The sequence below is a fragment of the Microbulbifer maximicatervae (SeqCode) genome, from assembly GCF_052468155.1.
Window position 1 is genome coordinate 2,869,103 of sequence record NZ_CP174335.1, and the last position, 18,477, is coordinate 2,887,579.

The window sequence follows — 18,477 nt, forward strand, 5'->3', positions numbered from 1 at the left end:
TAGTAGCTATTAGATAGGGATTATATCTATTTCGTTTAGATCATTTGAAAAGTCTTTAAATGTGGATGAATTATGGCTTTCCTATTGGTATAGCTTTTGATGTTGCTATTTTGACTTTTAACATTTTGCTTGTGATATTGAAGACTTGAATGTGAATCGAGAGCTTATTGCTCCCGGCGTTGAAACACGCACTACTAAAATTCACACTCATTGTCAAAATTTTGGACACAGAAACTGTTCTTGGTTCAGGCGATTTTTTAATACCGATGTAAGAAGGCTGAAATGTATTTCTTCGTCTTTTGAAAGAAAAATCGTTCAAGTAGAAATGATTATGTAGAAGATGGGCACCTGGTTTAGGTGCCTCGAATGGATTCGTTTTTTGATGACCGTAGAATTGTCGGTCAGCGGTTGACAGGATTTAACTTTTGATACAGCTCTATATCGAAAACTCTCAGGGCTCTCGTTATGCGGTGAGGCCTGGATGGATATGCCAAACAGGTCCCTCTAGAAAGATTGATGCTGCTGAATTATTGAGGATGTTCGATACTAACACTCTTCAGTTAGTATATGACCAGTACCTTGGCTTATACACAACCTTTGCGCCAGATATAGACCCTGAGCAAGAGCGTCCCCCATCTCAATCGCGATTAAGTAATGCGCCTGGCTATCTTAATGAGCGGGATAAAGCCATTTATCTGGCATTGACTCAGGATCAACTGATTATTGAAGAGGCACCACTGCCATATTCGGCATTGGGGGATCTACAAACAGAGTTGGTTGCTAAGATTCGTATGGGCTTGCAGCAAATTATTACGCAGGAAGTTGCAGATAAGGCTTTTATTTGCCAGCAAACTGATTGGAGTTGGGTGAAGCGTGTAACAACTGTAAAAAAGAAAGTAAAAGAAACTGACAGTTCTGTGTGGCGCTTATCGATTTGGTCAAAGAGTGCTGTTGATGTTGAGAAAATAGTAAGTCCAGCACGTCAATCATTTGAGTTTAGCTCTGCAGCAATCAATTATGTCTTATATGAAGAAACTCCAGAAGAAGAAGCTGATGAATGTGTAACCTCCCTGTATCGAGGTGTGATTGATGTACTAGGCTTTAATCCCAGTTCTGTTTCAAAAAAGCAGCTCCGCTTGAGTTTCAACATAGCTGAAGTTATTTATAGTGACCCAACTCTTCGGGGAGCAGTTTTTCATTTTGCCCAGGACTACATCAAAACACAACATAGCTTGCAGCACACAAACTTAACTGCAAGTGGTACTTTTGAGATCATTTTGACTATAGCACTTGCGGCATTGACTGAGGGAGATGTAGCTATAACATCCTTAACTAAGAATAAGCGCTTAGTGAATGCTTTCCGTAATATTGGCGATTTAATGTTTGATTTTGCCAGGACAAAAAAGCAAAGGAAAATACTTGCTAAAAATTCAGGATATCCGACAGTAGGCAAAAGCACTGCTGTATCCGGAAAGAAAACCCCCAAAATAGCTGCACCCCGAAAAAATAGTCGAAATTTAGTGCAAGTCAAAGTGGGTAACGAGCTGCGAGAAAATAAAAGGGGTAGAGAACAAGCTTTCACAGTGCCCCATGATGTAAAGTCTGAATTTTATAAGATAAATTGTGTCAGGGATTATTCATATGATACTGATAACTACATTAGCGAAGTAGGTGAAAATTATAACTCCGATATATGTCAGAGCGATAATGTTACTGGTGAAGTAACTAGGTCTGTAAATCTAAAAACTGGAGAGGTTCAGTTTACTTTAGAAGATTTGGTATTGGAGGGGGCACTACCCTTATCGGTAACTCGTACCTATCGCAGTAGTAATTCAAGAAATTTCGGATTGGGTTGTGGCTGGACTCATACATTTAGCGAGCGCTTGGTTTGGCGTCCAGGCAAGCCCATACTCTTCTTTGATTCTGAAGGTAGAATAATTAGCTTGCCAGCTCCCGGAAATAGCTCGCGCAGTCATAATATTTATGAGAGATTAACTCTCACGCGAGTAAACGATGAGCATTGGATCATTACGACATATGGAATTTCCAATGGAGCACAAAGACATTTTAAAGCTACTGGTGAAACTGGTGCGTTAAAGCTCGCTGAGATTCGGGATGATAACGATAACTTTTATTTATTCAACTACTCAGGGGAGTATTTAAGATCGGTCGAGAGTAGTTCCGGTGAAATTTTATACATTAGCTCGCTTGATGAATCTCCTGAAAGTCACCTTATAAATACTTTGACAAAAGAAAATAATTCGGGAAGTTCTGAAGTAGTAGCTCAATATGTCTTTGATAGTGAAAATAATCTGACTGAAGCTGTAGACAGTGTTGGCAATAATGAAAAGTATGTTTATCACAAAGGCCTTATTAAACAAAGAACTTTAAAAACTGGTTATAGTTTCTATTTTCAGTGGGATGCTGAGGGTAGTTCAGCGCATTGTATACGGCAGTGGGGGGACCCTATTGGCGAAAAAGCTGCTTACAGTTATCAATTTATCTGGGAGGAAAGTGGTCACGGAGCAACGATGTGTGACACGAGAGGGGGACGGCAACGTTTTCACTTCAATAATCGCGGATTACTCACATTCCATCAAGATGCTGAAGGTGGAGAAACGTGGTATGAATACAGCGATCTAGGTCACGTTACAAAAGTACGGCTACCCAGTACTGATGGGACTATACGTGAGGAGTTATTCCGATATGACAATCAGGGTCGCTTGACCGAGAAGATAGATGTGGCCGGTAATAATTATCAAATTGAATATAACAATGAAGGTCTCGCCACAAAGTATACTGATCCATCAGATAGCAGTTGGCAGTATAGTTACAACAAAAAAAGACAGCTGGTGCTAGCTGAAGACCCGCTCGGCAACCAAGTGAAATATGACTATACCTCTGCTGGCATGATTAATTCTATTAGTGACTCATTAGGTAATGTTACGAGTTATCTGTGGGGAAGCAGCAATAAGCTATTAAGAATAAGTTGCCCCTTCGGACGATCTATTGATTGTAGATATGATGTTGATATTCGCACGGAATTGTTAACGCCTGCTGAGACGAAAGAGGCTTCTTGCAAGAATGAGGATCAGGGTCGGATCAATGTTAAGGTTGCTCAAAAAGATACAGATATTCAGTGCAGATTTAACCAGCATGGATTAGTTTCAGAAATATTAGATAAGGATGGGAATTATACGCGTTATTCTTATAACGCACTCCATCAAATAAAGAGCAAGACTAGTTCCAGTGGCAGTCAATTAGAATATCATTATGATGGAGAGGGCAATTTAATTTGCCTTATAAATGAAAAGGGTGAGTGTTATCGGCTGAAATATGATCTCAATAATCGATTAATAGAAGAGGAGGATTTCTATGGTCGTGTTACCCACTATGCATATAATGTCGCTGGCCACTTAATAAATTCTACGGAAGTAATTGCTTCTCAATCAGGCATTGGTACCGATATCTACTTTGAACGTGATTTGCTGGGCCAGTTAATAAAAGAAACTACGCTAGAGGGCGTTAATAGCTTTAGATATAATTGCCTAGGGCAACTGATCGAAGCTAAAAATAATTACTGTAGTCTGAAGTGGGAATATGATGCTAGTGGTCGTATTGTAGCGGAATGGCAAGATGATAGTAAGCTCAGTTATAAGTATGATATTTTAGGTAATCTTACGGCAACTTCACTATCCAGAAAAGAAGATGTTAAATTTATCTTTGATCATTCTGTGGAATCTGAGAATTCACCCTTCTCCTCAGTAAATGGAAATTTCAATTCTTTGTTGATAAAAACAACCGAAGGGTTGAAACCTCTGGACAATTATGATCCTCAGGTTTATGTGCAAGGCTTTATTGTCAGTAAGTTTGAAAGGCCAATTGATACAGTTACAAATATTTTGAATTTATTGCCGAATAGTAGCTGTTCACTTGCCAGAGTTAATCATTCCGGCAAGGTTAATAAAAATATCTTTAATGTTCATAACTTTTGTAAGAGTGATTCAGATCAGCTTCTTGCCTTCTTAATTTATGACCCCGCTGATAGTCTCCTAGGTAAGCTTAACTCGACGAGTAAGGTTGATAGTCAGATTCCTGGCAAAGAAGTTATTGAGAATAGAATCGTTGATAATGGCAATATATCCCGTGGTTATACCTCTTCTACAGGTCGTGTTGAAGAAGTTGGAGGGGAGGGGGCACAGAGGATTCGATACCATTATAATTGTCAGCAAAAGTTGATAAAAATAGAAAATCTAAAAGTAGAAAAAGGTGTAGAGAAATTTCAGGATGTGATTCGGTATCAATACGACCCCTTGGGGCGATGTGTAAGAAAGGAAAATTATGATGGTTGTGTCAGATTCTTTTGGTCTGGTGATACGCTTATTCAACAGCTTAAGAATGACGATCAAAGTAAATGAAGTATTATTTCGTAAAGGCTTATAAGTTGTCTGTGATATAGGGGGTTAACTCGAAAGCCTGAATACGTCAATTTGCGTAAGTTTTTACAGCAGTATTGCATTTTGAGATAAATCATATTCAGTGCTTCTTTACATGAAGACAAGTTGCTATCCTTTTTAGCTTATATAAGTCTATGCGGGTTAAATTGCTAGATAGGGCTTTCGGCAACATAAAGGGCAATAGCTTTAGTGTGTTATTTTCCATAAATAATGAAAACTCACTTTCTGAAGTCTTGGCTATCCTGCCAAGGTTGTCGGTAGTCTTTGCTTATCCGCCCTGGAAATAGCAGATTACCATGCGTAGTCTGAAGCCTATCTATATTTAATAACCCTCGAAAGTCCCAGCTATGGGGCTCAGCACCCAACCGACTGTAACAATATGTTAGAGAGCTTACTAAGCCTGAGGTTATTTGAGTCGATAAATTATTTAAATTTCTATGAGATCATCAATATTTTGATGCTCATATGAGCGAATAAGTAAGTGGTACGGCGGTGCACTTCTTGCGGGCTTTTAGGTCGTTATACGATAGAGCGAAGGCTTTAGGCGATAAATGTGAGTTTCTTTTGTTTCTTGCCTTGAATCAATTCATATTATCTGAGATGAATAGGACTTTAGATATTTACAGTTCCTTTTATTAGGAATGATTATCTTTTTCCTTTAATGGCGTTAGGTCTTTGAAGCGGCTCTTCTGTTGATGTGGCTGGGTAGTGTTTCTTTGTTGTAATTATTGGCCGCAATCAAAGTTTATTTGGCAGGATGCAGGGCTGTTTCATATACGACTATATATTCCGAAAAAAAATATCGTTATTACTTTACAGAATAGAAAAAGCTGGTACCTTAGGGTCAGGATTGCTTAATTATACAGGATTAACAGTTTGTGATATTGGTTCTGAAGGTGCCTTATTAAATAGCATTTTTATGTATATGGATGATGAGAGTATGGCTGATGGATAGTGTGTTTGCCTGTAGTCTCTAATTGGGGTAAGAATCATCGTGTGATCAATTCTCACTATTGGGTAGTAGCCACCTGGTATATTACTCAGATCAAGTGAAGAATTAACTTATTAGTAGTGTTTCCAGTTAATCTGGATTTTATTTAGGTTTTATTCAGCTTCCGCTATGGCGTTTTTTCACCTTCCTCTGAGGTGGTTGGGCTACCCAAGATAGTATTCCTGAAGTTTCTTTTAATAAGTTAGTAATCCGCACAGTGATTTTTGAGTTTGGTATATAGTTTTACGCTTATTCTGCAATTTAAAATGAACTGTAAAAAGAAAGTATCTATCGTATTTTACCCTGGGGCACACTCATTAGATGTAATGGGGCCCGCAGAAGTGTTTTCGCTGGCAAATCAGCAGCTAAAGGATAGGGGCTTTAGTTGTGATGATCAGTATGAGGTTGAATTCTTAGCCGAAGATGGAGATACCAAGGAAATCTCATCAGGTTTAAGGATATGCTCAGATAGATGTTTTACTGATTCAAGAGGAATTCATACTCTCCTTGTGAGCGGTAATCTTAATGCTGCTGATGATTTGAATATCAGTGAATGTTTGAGTAGATGGCTTTCTCTTCAGTCTGGTTTAGTTAAGCGTATAGGCTCTATTGGCAATGGAGCTCTGATTCTCGCAAAAGTAGGTTTGCTAAATGGTCGGCGTGCCACTACCCATTGGAGATATATTGATCAGCTGAAGAGATTCCCAGAAGTGGATGTCGATTCAGAATCTGTATTTGTCAAAGATGATCATATATATACTTCTGCAGGTGTTAGTGCGGGGGTTGATATGGCTTTGGCAATGGTAGAGGATGATTTTGGTCGGGGTATTGCTTTAGCTGTTGCTCAATTAATGGTCTTATATCTCAAGAGAGATGGAGATCATAAACAGAGTAGCACTTATCTTATGAGCCAGTTAAAGAGTGATCGTTTTTTAGAGCTGGTGCAATGGATTCATAGTAATTTGGATAAAACTTTATGCGTTAATAGTCTCGCGGAAAAGACATCTATGAGCCCGAGAAACTTTGCTCGCTGCTTTACTCGGGATATGGGAGTAACTCCAGGTCGATTCGTTGAGAAAATTCGCATTGAAAAGGTTTGCCAGCTTTTAGCAACTCAAGCGTTAACACAGGAGCGTATTGCTACTATCTGTGGTTTTAAGTCTCAAGAGCAGCTTAGAAGGGCATTTCGCCGAAATAAGGGTATGTTGCCGAGGGAATACCGTCGAAAGTTGTCGTGAGATAATTTATGGGACAGTCTATTCGGTGGGGCTGTCTCATTTTCAGAAAAGATATTTTTATCCTTAGTTACAAGATATAGATAACATTTTTATTAGAAACTTCTGTTCTTCTTGCCTTGCCTTGCCTTGCTTTGTGCTGGTGCCTCCACTAGATTTGCATCTGAGTAAAAAATTTTTAGCTGGCTTTTATTCTTATATGATAATTTACACAGCTTGGTTCTCTCCATTATATATCCTTACTAGGGCTGACCGAGTCGGTCCCATGAATAGGAATTAAATTTTTGTGTTAACTAGAAGCTCTAATCTTCGCGGGTAGAGTTTGAGCTTCTCGATCTCTATTAGGACCAGGCCGGTAGCAATTGGTAAGTGATATAGCCATAAAATTATATCCCGATATCTATATAGGTGTGACGAAAAAATAGTGATAGATTTGTGGCTAAATAAAATTAGACTCATGAAAAGGAGTCCTTTAGTGGTGTAGATATTCTGGGAGTCCAATATTGTTGGTGGGCTGTGGACTTGCCACGATACCCTTTGTAGTATTAAATTTCTGAAAAATGTTTAATACCCCCTTAATTATGGTGGACTTATTGTGATAATTAGGTGTATTAGAAATGGGTAAAGTAAGTGCCGCAGTGAGAAGTATGGTCAGAATACAATCTAAGATTTTCTAGTCTGATAATTTTCGATATCTATTCTCCAATATTAATTGACATATAACTAAGTACTCAATCTAAATTTTTTTGTGAAAGATTGCATGGGTAAATTTTTTGAACATCAAAAACAATCTTTCAGGGTGCGTAGTGGCGATTTTCATTAAGTATGTCTTTCAGCTTGCAGATATAGTTACTTTACCTATTAATGGATATGCTTTTAAGGAATACAAATTATTAGCTCTAGCCTTATTAGTTGCACTCGCTTATGAACCAAACCTCCTCTTGGGCATTTCTGCACTTGGAATAGCCTATGTCAATAAAACTGATAGATCTGATTATCCTGGACTACCGGAAGTTGATATATAGTGGCCTAAATAGCTTAAGACCGTCCATATAGAGTGGCGGTTCGATGTATAGGATGGCGAGGTAAGGTGGACTATCAATCTTCTAAAAGCCCGGTACTTAATCTTTGGGGGCGATTTGGCAGCTCGGCATTGGGCCGCTGGCTGGTATCTAAATTAGTGGCACTTAAGGCACCGTATTTTCGTTCAATCAAGCCACGTTTCTTGGAATTATCACCGGGTAAAGTGGAGGTTTTACTGAATAAGCGTTGGAGCGTGACAAATCATATCGGTACTGTACACGCTATCGCTATGTGTAACGCCGCTGAATTGGCTGGCGGTGTTTGTTTGGATGTGTCTTTGGATCGACGCTTTCGCTGGATACCAGTAGGGATGGAAGTCAAGTACTTAAAGATGGCGAAGACTAATCTGCGAGCCGTTTGTGAGTATCCAGGGTATAAAACCATCGAGGCTGGCGATGTTGTTATGCCTGTGAGCGTTATTGATACTAATGGAGAGGAAGTATTTCATGCCGATATTACCATGCGTGTATCAGAGCGCCCCAGCGCGAAGTAGTAGAGCTGTCATTTGAGGTCAATTCTTGGTGTGTTTACAAGGGGAATTGCCTTACTTTGAGCTTGAATATGGAGAAGAGTATGCCGGCTGGGAGACGATGAAGTGTGCTCTACTCATAAATCTCGTAGAATATTTCTCTGTTCAGTCTTGATGTATTTGGAGGGTTTATGAGATTGGCTTGGCAGATAGAAAAGTCGACATGCCTCTTTGGTGGTGAAAATAAAGCTGCTACGGAGCATGAGTTACACCGATCGGAAAGTACTGCCTTGGCGACTGATGACATTTATCAGGACCTTTCCGAAGTATTACAGCTCGCAATTTCCAAGCTTGATGAAAATGTAAGTGATACTTCTCTGTACTTCCTGATTAGTTGGGAGTCTGTATCTGCTTCTATGACGGTATCTGTAGTTGATGATAGTCGGAGCAATGACTCTAAAGTAGTTGTGCACTGTCACTTTGCTGGACTGGCTTCCCAATATGATGCTGAGCCGAAGAGGCAGGAAGCCTTGGTTAAATGGTCGGATGAACTTAGGTTTTGGTGTAAAGAGTATTTATCTACTGATCAAGGTTTTTCACAGTTTTCTCTGGTTGCATTGTTCGCGGCAGGCTCCAGAGATACTGCTGTGATTCTTTAAAATGTAGCTGAAAACGATGCTTATATAGTGTGAACAACTAGGGCGGGGAGGCGAGGCTTAAAATGCCCTCCCTGTACAAATAACATAGGAAATGGAGATTTCTATGAATGTTTACTATTTGTGTATTGGGCTCTTAGCGGCATTATCCCTTCTGCTCGGCGCCTTGGTTACTGTTGGGCGCGGTAAGTATGAGGTTTTAGTTGGGCATTCTTTCGACCCCGATAATACTCTGCACAAATGGGTAAGGGCCCATGCAAATACAGCAGAATATGCTCCCCTTTTGATGGTACTTATTTACTTAGTGAGCTTAGGGCAGTCTTCTACCTGGGTTTGGTGGTTTGTTATTCTGCTGACCGCTTGTCGATTTCTTTTTGTTGCAGGCATCTTATTTCCCTCCACTATGGCAAAGCCTAACCCAATGCGCTTCTTGGGTGCCGTAGGCACTTATATCTTTGGATTGGGGCTTTGCTTGGCGCTGGTGCAGCAAGCCCTGAGGCTTTGAGTTGGTTGCAAGCGCTTTCAAACCTTATATTGGTTGGTGCTTAAACTGATCAAAATCGATTGGTCTATCGATAGCTTTTAACTTTTTGCCAGCCGGCAAGAACTGTTTACGATCCTGGCTGTATAAAAAACAACCTAACAAGTTTCCCTGCAGGGTGGTTGACCGAATGCGACACTTGTCGCACACTAGCCCTGACTGTCACACGGGAAGATAAAATGAAAAAGGTAAAACCGTCCCCATCAGAACTTGCGCTGTTGAAAGCCCTTTGGAGGCGAGAACCGCTGAGTGCCAGAGAGTTACATGATCGGGTGGGACCTGAATTGGGTTGGTCATACTCCTCTACTCGAAAGACACTAGATCGGATGCGGGATAAGTCGTTTGTGGCTCAATCTGAGATCCATGGAATCCATGTTTATAGGCCTGCGATTGAGAAGGTGGAAACTTTGGCGTCATATGCAAAAGATTTCGCTGAAAGAGTATTAGAGCTTGATGGTCCCCTTCCTGTGTCGATGTTTGCTGGCAGTAAGTTAATGAGTGATAAGGATATCGAGGAGCTTCAGACAGTGCTCGATTCCTGGCCAGACTCTGAGCCGGTCAACAAGGATGGTGAATAGGCTATGGCCGAGATAGTCTCTACAGTTCTACCATTTGCACTGGATTTTCTAGCTACTTCTTTCTTCTCAATATTGTGGGCGGGGTTGGTTTTTATTGTTATTTGGCTGGCAACAGCTAGAAATAAAGGCAGCTTTAATGCGATATACCATTGGCGAAGTTTCTGGCTGTGTGCAATGGTTGCTGCCGGTTCCCCATTTTTTCTTGCGCAATTGAGCGACCAGTTAACGTTGGGTATTGCTCCGGATTTGAATTTTGAATTACCGCCAGCTTATGAGGCTACCTCTATACCACCAATTAACATAGTTCTGCATGAGTATGTATCGACCTCTTTGAGTTCTGTTGAATTACTGGCTTTTCTTTGGTTGCTTATATATCTGTCCGGGGTGTTTTTTACCTTATCTAAAGTGGTAGTGAGTCAGTTTTTCTATGGCAAGAAATTGCGTTTAATAGCAAATAATAAGCTTTCTGTTGTTAAATTTGACCAGTTTTTTACTTCATCTCAAAGTGATTTTCTAATCGGAAGTAAGACTCAGGTGTTTATAACACACTCAACGATTACACCATTTGTGATGCAGCTATTCAATCGTAAATTGGTGCTTCCCTCCTATATTTTATCAATGAATGAAACGGAGCGTCATCTAATCATTGAGCATGAAATTAGGCACTTGAAAAGGCTTGACCCCTTGTTGATTCTGATTGTGCATATATTTACTTGCATCCTATGGTTCAATCCCTTCTTAGGTTGGATGAAGTCTCGATTCAGCTGGGCGATAGAGTTGGGGTGCGATCGCGAAGTTCTAAAGTCATGTAAGCGAGAATTGCACCGTGTTTATGCACAAGCAATGATTGACACTCTTCGACGGAACTCTTCACAAAGAACAAGTGACTGGGTTGTAGCTTTCTCTTTCTCTGGTGGTACGAGTCAGGCTCCTTTTTTCCGACGCAGACTTTTGAATATTATGGAAGCCTCAAGGGCGGGGTCTAATAATGGCGAATTAGGTGTCTATTTACGCGCCATGTTGTTCTGCAGTTTTTCAACCATTTTAATACTCGGAGGGCTACTGTTAAAACCGGGATTAACAATGGCTTCAGTGGAGATTACCAAATTGACAGTCCCGGTTGAGAGTGCCCGTATTAGTAGCCCTTTTGGTGATTTCAGTAAAATTCGCAAAAAACCCCATGAAGGTACTGACTTTGCGGCACCGATTGGTACTCCGGTGGTTTCAGCTGAAAGTGGTGTTGTAATAGTCTCTACTGATGATTATAAGCATAAAAATTATGGGAAAATCATAATTATTGATCATGGTAATAATACGAAAACCCTGTACTCCCATTTAAATCAGCGGGAGGTTGAGGCAGGGCAGTCAGTACGTGCCGGCCAGGCGATAGGAACTGTGGGTATATCAGGGCGTGTAACAGGGCCACACCTTCACTTTGAACTTATCAAAGAAGGCAAGCGAATCAACCCAGACACTTTGCTTGCGAAGTAAGGGGGGAGTGTGATTTATTACTTAAGAAAAGTAGGGTTACCTGTGAGGCGATTAACTATTTTCTTTCTGATCGATATCTGGAGGATGGCTTTGTTGCTGGTTCTTTTATCGATTCAATCACTGGCGATAGCAGGGCCGTTATTGGAAAACCATTCCAATGTTAAATCGGTACAATATGATTTATCTTTTACATTGCCCCTACTCAATGATCTATCCTTGGTACATCAAGATGAAGGGATGCAGCGTAGGGAGGTGGCCCCTCCATATAGAGTTAAGGAAGAATATCTAGAGCGCACAAAAAAAGTTCAACTAGCTAAAAACCAAGGGGTTTTATCACTATTGGTGGATAGTGGAGTCGATCGTGCAGAAGCGTATAAAATAATTCAGGCTTTGTCGGAACATGTCAATGTCAGTATCCTACCAGTTGGTAAGGAATTTAACTTAACAATAGATACCACTGGAAAGCTTAATAAGCTTACCTTGGTTGTTGGCTTTGCAGAGAGTTTGGAGTTGGTTAGACATGGAGACAATTATAGAGCTAATCAATTTGAATCTCCTGTCGATGCCAGGAAATACTACGTTAAAGGTGGAATTTCGGGCAGTTTATACCAAAGTGGAAAAGAGTCTGGCCTATCTAATTCTGTGCTCACAAAACAAAATGAAATATTTAGTTATTCCGTAGATTTTCAACGGCAGATTCGAGCAGGTGATCAATTCTCTGTTTTCTATGATACCTTGTTCAATAGCCAAACTGGAAAGGAAAAACTAAATAGAATTTTATTTGCTGAGCTTATTCTTAGTGGAGAAAAAATAAGTTTATATCGGTTTTCTACTGAGGGGCCTCAGGGGGTGGATTATTATTACCCTGATGGCCAAGGCTCTAGAGGGTTTCTAATGCGTACTCCGTTAGAGAATGCAAGGTTGTCATCTTATTTTGGGCGCCGCAAGCACCCAGTCCTAGAGTATACTCGAGTACATAAAGGTTTGGACTTTGGAGCCCCTTTAGGCACGCCGATATTGGCTGCAGGTGATGGTATTATTGAGCGAGCTTCTTATTTTGGTAGTTTCGGCAACTATATTCGTATTCGCCATGGCTCTGGGATAAAGACTATTTATGCGCACCTTAAGGGGTACGCGAAAGGAATTAGTAAAGGGGGAAGAGTAAAACAAGGGCAGGTAATCGGTTACCTTGGCGCTACAGGTCGTGTGCAGGGGCGTCACTTGCACTATGAGATTCATAAAAATGGTACGGCTGTTGATCCATTAAGGCTTGACCTCCCTATTAGTAAGGGGCTGGTAGGAGATTCTTTAAATCAATTTTCTCAACAGGTTCAAAAGATTCAAGATGAATTGATAAAGTACGCTCAACAAAATCAGTTATGATTCATAATTAAGCTTTTTTATTTCTCTCTCACCTTATTATATTCAGGGTTTAACTGACTTACATTTTTGTTGGTAGCGAATTTTTTCTTAAAGCAATATTGAGTATAAAATTAAACTAGGTTAAATATGATTAGAGCTATTCTGCTGATAGCCATTCTGGTGCTGTCTAATTCACTAATTGCAAAGCCCCTCATTACCAAGGTTTCTGAATCTTTTGAGTTAAGTGGATCTAAAATATATACAGTTGACTCTGATATTCTCAAACGCAAATACGACTTGTACGTGAAGTTACCATCAGGTTACTCGAACGATGACAATAAAAATAAGACCTACCCGATAATTTACCTTAATGATGGGCCTCATACATTTAAGGTTGCCTCGGGTGTTACACACTTTAAGGATATGGATAAAGCCATCGTAGTTGCTATTTCATTCGCTCACGGAGAAAACGGACAGTATAGTCGAGTTCGAGATCTCACGCCCGTAGTCGATAGTGGGTGGAAGCGTTTTACAACTGGTGGAGCCAGTAAGTACTTACAGTTTATTGAAAAAGAAGTAATGCCCTTTATTGAGGGGAGCTTTAGGGGGGATCCCACACGTAGGATTCTTTCAGGTCATTCACTGGGTGGATCTTTTGGTGCTTGGGTATTACTTACCAATCCACAGTTGTTTTCCACTTATATCCTGACAAGTCCTTCTCTTTGGTTTAAGGATGAAATGATCTTTGATTTGGAGGATAAATATGCAAGCCATAACAACACACTGCCTGTAAACGTCTATATTGCCACTGGCGCTTTGGAGACAATACAAAAGAGCCACATGCGTAATGATATGGTAGATGGGCATAAGAGATTTCTTGCTAAGTTACAGTCGCGTAATTATCGTGGATTAAAGCTTAGTGGAGAGGTGGTGAGCGGTACGGACCACTATTCCACTTTCCCGGTGGGGTTGGCAAAAGGTTTAAGGTGGGTATATCAGGATTTGTGGGCAATATAATAATTCTCGCGGTAAAAGATGAGCTATAGCTGCCCGCGACAAATGGTAGATCTGTTATGCTATTGGAATTATGCGCATTTGCCACTTTGTCCGGTCATTACTGCCGCGCCAATCATATGAGCTAAACGTAGAGCTTCAGGGACATACCCAGTGTCAGTGGTTTGCTCTAACACCTGGGCGGCAATCTCCGGTTCACATCCCTGCACTTGAAAATGGAAGTTATTGTAGTTATGGATACTCCCAGCTTTCATCAAGGTTTCTTTACGCAGTTGATAGTCAGGAAAATTTTGCAGCGCTTTATCAATGGCTTGAATGTCTGGTGGTTTTCGCATTAACGCGATACAAGGGCGCTGTAAGATATCGGCCAGCTTGGGTAGATCAATAATATTGAAACCACCCACTGCTACTCCATCGGTCAATACGACATTTACCTGGCTGTAGAATTTACTTTCTTTCAGCAGTGTGGCAAGTGTTTCTGTAGCTTCCATCCCATCTTTGCTTACCTGCCCCCAAAGCATTCCCTCAAAGCGAGTTTTGGTGCAGACAATACCGCTTACTTTTACCGGCGCGCCCCTTCGTTTTTCAAAAGGGGCGTCATCAAAACCGATAACTCGGATCTGCTTCCTTAATCGTAATAATTCTGCCAGAGACTTCATTATTTCTTGTTGCCCTGAAGAAATAAGTAGGGAAATAACTTTAGTTTTTCCTCATGGCTTAATGATTCCATACGACGGATATTATTTTCTGGAATACTCTCTGGATCTGGATATAGATCAATCATTTTTTCCAGGTTTTCTTCTCTCAGCAGGTGTAAGATAGGATAGGGTGCGCGATTAGTTAGGTTTTCCGCATCGGCGGCTGCAGTGCCAGAAAATTGATAATCTGGGTGGAAGCTGGCTAATTGATAGGTGCCTACATAGTCGTTGCGTTCCAGTAACCACTCTGCTAAATCCAGGAACTGGTTGTAGTCGCTGAATTTCCCTAGGTCATTAGGGATAATCAATAAGGTGGTAAGCAATTCAGATTCCGAAGTGGTATCGAGCCGACGTAATTCCGACAATAGATCACTGAGTAGCGCCTCGTCTCCTGTGGCAGGACTCACCTTGAGTCGAATTTGCCCTGCACGCAGAGGTTTGCGTGCGAAAGGGCAGAGGTTGAGACCGACAACCACATCAGTAAGCCATTGTTCTACCGCCTGAGTAACAGCTTTTTCCATTTGACTGCTTACCACATAAGATCATCGGGGATCTGAAAGTCTGCATAGGGATCATCTTCATCTACCACTGCTGAACTTTCAGCAGGCCTGATTACGATATCGCTATTGCGCTCCGCAATTTTCTCGGCAATAACCCGTGGAACCAACTCAAATTGTTCTCCCTGGACAACAATCATCAGGCGCCCCGCAATCAAGTGATCCCTTAATTCTTCGCTGACATAGATGGTTTTGATTTTTTTGTCGAAAGTGAAGTTATAAGTAATTTCACCAGAATAAGGTTGGCGATTTTTTTCCACCAATTGCTTGATTTGCGCGGCAATAGCTTTCTGCTGTGCAGCCGCATCGCGCTCAGCATTGAGGGCGCGATCACGAGCGGCTTTCTCTGCTTGAGCCTTTTGTGCTGCTAGCTTTGTTTCATCAATCTGGGGTTGTGAAGACTTCTTCGCAACTTTCTGTTGCTTCCGTTTATCTTTGCTGATTTGTTTGGCTTTCTTTTTATCGACAAGTCCTGCTTGGAGTAGTTGGTCTTGCAATGAGGCCATAGTCTCTTCCCCGTGAAAGTCTAAAGTTTCGGCAGCCTTTACAGGTATGCCTGATCAAATTTTCACCAACCATATGGGTTGATAGTTTGTGAGGGTATTTTACCTGAAGATGGTCCAACTACCGCTAAAGATTTTTATGGTGTCCAAGGCTTACCGGAGGTAGCAGTTGCGATGATTTCATCGGGTTCCTTGCCGTCACTCAGCATTTGAGCGCCCCCTGGAATTACCAGGGCTGAGCCAGTAGCAATAGCCACCCGCTTGCCACTGGGAGTATCAATGTTGCAAGAGGATACTCTCAGCTGCCGGCCGCGGTGGAGTACCTGCGCCTCCAGAATCAAGTCGCCACTGTTGAGCTTGGCTGGGCGAGCAAAGCGGATATGCATGTCCAGAGTAGCGAATATAGATCCTGCAGGCAGTGTGGAGTAGACCGCGCCTCCCATGGTGAAATCTGCGGCCCATGCCAAAAGTCCACCATATATAGAAAGGGTCCCATTGGAGAACCAGGGAGAGGAGGGCATAGTCGAGATACAGCGACCATTTTCAACCTCTATTGCGCGGTAACCTGTGAGCATCCAGATAGGGTGAGTTCGCCCCTCACTAATCGTGGTTCTCTGCAGTTCGATAGGGACTTGCTCCGGTAAGTGTGCCATGTCGCAAAAGAACGTTTTTGGAGGAGGGCGAAGATAAGGGTCAGGTGTATCTGTTGGTCCTAGGTCGGGAATTGGAAGCTCCTGATCTGGGTTGACTGGAAAGTCGGCAATAAGGCAGCGAGTGCTACCGAAAGCGAGGGTTCTCCCCTCCTGATCGTTAATCTGAATACTTGAGAGCCCCACCTGGTTGCCTGAATGAACGGTCGTAGCTCTACCAACAATATTTTGTGTACTGCTAGTGATGGGTCGAATAAAGCACATATTTAATTCTGATGTGCTCAAGACTTTACCAGCTGGCAAGGTTGTCCATATTGCGGAGGCCAAGGGGGCGTCTGCAAACATCGCATAGATACCCCCCCAATAGATCCCGGTCCCATCAGCTAGCCACGGCGTAATAGGCATAGAATAGGTGGCCTTACCAAGGCCGGCCTCGGTGGGAGTCATACCCGTTAGTCGCCAAAAAGGGGGCCCGGGTAAGCTGCCGCGAATGTAACGTTTAAAGGTGTCGAGACCAGGTTGCTGCAACGCCCTGAGGTCACAGATGGCACCACGATGGACTTCGTCGGTGATATTGGTCATCCCCCAGCCTCCAGTTGCTTGTAGGACAAGGGTAATGTGAGGGTTTGTTGGATGCGAGAAAGGGAGAAAGCTGCGGAAGAGTCTTTTACCCTAACAGCGCAGCTATCGATCGGCGGATACTGGTTATGGAGCTAAGTTGGGTAGTTTGGCTACGATATGGGTATTCGGGATAGGCTGCCCCTCCATAAATAGATTTATCGCATCCTGGACTTCAGGAGAAGCCATTAATAAATTATGCCCTGCATTTTCGACTGTTACTTTAGTGGCGTTTTTGAACCCTGAAATGGCTTCATATTGACCTTCCAGATAAGTTCTTCCGTCCAAGGTCCCGCTAAATAGTAATACCGGAATATTGCTGACTGGCTTTTCTCGAAATTTATCCCCAAGGTCTAACTCTGGCGCCAAATTATCGTAGTGCAGAGAGAAATTTAGGTAGTCTTTCAGTAGAGATTTTTGTGCCTGCTCAACAACCTGTGCTTTACGCTTCATATCAATTCCAGAGGCTATATCCATCGCCGTAGGCATCGGGCGCAGGGATATGGGTATGCCTGGTTGCAGAAATTCATCGGGGAAGTAACGTCTGGGCACCTTGTCGAAACTTAATGTAGCTCCTTGGTCCAAATCGCGATAAAACCTGAGTAGATGGCTGACACTTTTAGGGTCCGCAATGAATGCCGAGGCTAGTTGTTGCATATCCCTACGCTGTAGGAGGGATTCGACTTCCCTGCCATCCCGTTGAGGGATTTTAATTTTCAATGGTTGTGACTCAAGTTTTTTATGGACTCGGCTTATAAGTGCTTTAATATCTGGATAGGCTTTTTTTGCTGCGGGTTGCTGATTGACTGCCTGTTGTAGACGGTTTAGATAGTAATCTGTTCGGGCGGGCAGCTTGATGGTTTGGTCCAAACCCTCTGCACTGGATAAAATTAGCTTATCAATAGAACCTTCGATCTCCTTTACCGCTGCCAAAGAGAGATGGCTTCCATAAGATGTTCCCCACAATACTATTTTCTCTGCACCCAAATGGCTCCGTATGGCATCAAGATCTCGGGCATTTTCGAGAGTATTATAGGCATTTAGGTTTACACCAGTAAGCTCCCAAAAGTGTAAGCACTCTTTTAGGGCTTTGCGGTGGTAGTTGATATACTGGGTATCGGTGATTGGTTCAAGGGAAGGTACAATTTGCTTGGATTCACAATTGGGAAGGTCATTGGAATGGCCGCTACCACGTTGATCTAATGCGATAACATCACCAAATTGTCGCAACGCCATAAACATATCAAAGCGATAGTTAACGGCCGTAATTCCTGAGCCACCAGGGCCGCCTGCCAGGTAGATTATTGGTGGACCCACTTTCTTTCCTGTTGCAGGAAACCTTACATATTGGAGGGTGATATTACGGCTATCTTTCTTAGTGCGATCTTCTGGAACCTCAATAAAGCCTTGATAGCCCTCTGCAGTTTGTTTGCTCCATGTAGTAAGGGTGTGCGGTTTTTCATTGTTAATGGACTTTGCTGATCCGCTGACAGGGCTCAGTGATAGCATTATTATTAGCGGAGCTAAAAGATGTGCTTTTTTGGCGTTATTTTTCATTGTTTCGATACTTCCTT

15 protein-coding genes are annotated in these 18,477 nt (G+C 42.0%); 10 read left to right on the top strand and 5 right to left on the bottom strand.

All coding sequences use genetic code 11. The features are described from left to right. Positions 1-425: 425 nt before the first annotated feature. The 10 genes from ACJJIY_RS12460 to ACJJIY_RS12505 all read left to right on the top strand — a co-directional run bounded on the left by ACJJIY_RS12460 (position 426) and on the right by ACJJIY_RS12505 (position 13,880). Positions 426-4,418: a DUF6531 domain-containing protein gene (locus tag ACJJIY_RS12460; protein WP_445358017.1), complete on the top strand. Its 3,993-nt coding sequence runs from the start codon at positions 426-428 to the stop codon at positions 4,416-4,418. Between the two features lie 1,296 nt (positions 4,419-5,714). Next, positions 5,715-6,686 carry a GlxA family transcriptional regulator gene (locus ACJJIY_RS12465; RefSeq protein ID WP_413662727.1) on the top strand — a complete coding sequence of 324 codons (972 nt, stop codon included), beginning with the start codon at positions 5,715-5,717 and terminating at the stop codon, positions 6,684-6,686. 770 nt (positions 6,687-7,456) lie between these two features. After that, a complete protein-coding gene (locus tag ACJJIY_RS12470) occupies positions 7,457-7,708 on the top strand; it encodes a hypothetical protein (RefSeq protein ID WP_444897990.1) in 252 nt (83 codons plus the stop codon). 65 nt (positions 7,709-7,773) lie between these two features. Further along, positions 7,774-8,259 (top strand): hotdog fold domain-containing protein, encoded by a 486-nt coding sequence (locus tag ACJJIY_RS12475; RefSeq protein WP_444897989.1) that lies wholly within the window; start codon positions 7,774-7,776, stop codon positions 8,257-8,259. A gap of 167 nt (positions 8,260-8,426) precedes the next feature. Continuing rightward, on the top strand, positions 8,427-8,894 hold the full coding sequence (locus ACJJIY_RS12480) for a hypothetical protein (protein ID WP_444897988.1): 468 nt from the start codon (positions 8,427-8,429) through the stop codon (positions 8,892-8,894). A 103-nt stretch (positions 8,895-8,997) separates the two neighbouring features. Beyond that, a complete protein-coding gene (locus tag ACJJIY_RS12485; protein WP_444914306.1) occupies positions 8,998-9,396 on the top strand; it encodes an MAPEG family protein in 399 nt (132 codons plus the stop codon). A 215-nt stretch (positions 9,397-9,611) separates the two neighbouring features. Further along, positions 9,612-10,010: a BlaI/MecI/CopY family transcriptional regulator gene (locus ACJJIY_RS12490; protein ID WP_444897986.1), complete on the top strand. Its 399-nt coding sequence runs from the start codon at positions 9,612-9,614 to the stop codon at positions 10,008-10,010. 3 nt (positions 10,011-10,013) lie between these two features. Beyond that, positions 10,014-11,501 (top strand): M56 family metallopeptidase, encoded by a 1,488-nt coding sequence (locus tag ACJJIY_RS12495; RefSeq protein WP_445358018.1) that lies wholly within the window; start codon positions 10,014-10,016, stop codon positions 11,499-11,501. 9 nt (positions 11,502-11,510) lie between these two features. Continuing rightward, a complete protein-coding gene (locus ACJJIY_RS12500) occupies positions 11,511-12,884 on the top strand; it encodes a M23 family metallopeptidase (protein ID WP_445358019.1) in 1,374 nt (457 codons plus the stop codon). A 126-nt stretch (positions 12,885-13,010) separates the two neighbouring features. Next, on the top strand, positions 13,011-13,880 hold the full coding sequence (locus ACJJIY_RS12505) for an alpha/beta hydrolase (protein WP_444897983.1): 870 nt from the start codon (positions 13,011-13,013) through the stop codon (positions 13,878-13,880). Between the two features lie 68 nt (positions 13,881-13,948). Here the strand turns inward: ACJJIY_RS12505 and ACJJIY_RS12510 are convergent, their stop codons facing one another. The 5 genes from ACJJIY_RS12510 to ACJJIY_RS12530 all read right to left on the bottom strand — a co-directional run bounded on the left by ACJJIY_RS12510 (position 13,949) and on the right by ACJJIY_RS12530 (position 18,460). Then, complete coding sequence (locus ACJJIY_RS12510; RefSeq protein ID WP_444897982.1) at positions 13,949-14,536, bottom strand: endonuclease dU; 588 nt, start codon at positions 14,534-14,536, stop codon at positions 13,949-13,951. Beyond that, complete coding sequence (locus ACJJIY_RS12515) at positions 14,536-15,096, bottom strand: DUF1415 domain-containing protein (protein WP_445358020.1); 561 nt, start codon at positions 15,094-15,096, stop codon at positions 14,536-14,538. The genes ACJJIY_RS12510 and ACJJIY_RS12515 overlap by 1 nt, the downstream gene beginning before the upstream one ends. Before the next feature lie 8 nt (positions 15,097-15,104). After that, positions 15,105-15,638, bottom strand: coding sequence for a DUF2058 domain-containing protein (locus tag ACJJIY_RS12520; RefSeq protein WP_413662717.1), 534 nt, complete (start codon positions 15,636-15,638; stop codon positions 15,105-15,107). Between the two features lie 134 nt (positions 15,639-15,772). Beyond that, the gene (locus ACJJIY_RS12525) at positions 15,773-16,867 is read right to left on the bottom strand and encodes a PaaI family thioesterase (protein WP_413662716.1); all 1,095 of its coding nucleotides are present in this window, start codon (positions 16,865-16,867) and stop codon (positions 15,773-15,775) included. A gap of 123 nt (positions 16,868-16,990) precedes the next feature. Next, entirely contained in the window at positions 16,991-18,460 is a 1,470-nt protein-coding gene (locus tag ACJJIY_RS12530) for an alpha/beta fold hydrolase (protein WP_444897980.1), read from the bottom strand. Positions 18,461-18,477 lie beyond the last annotated feature (17 nt).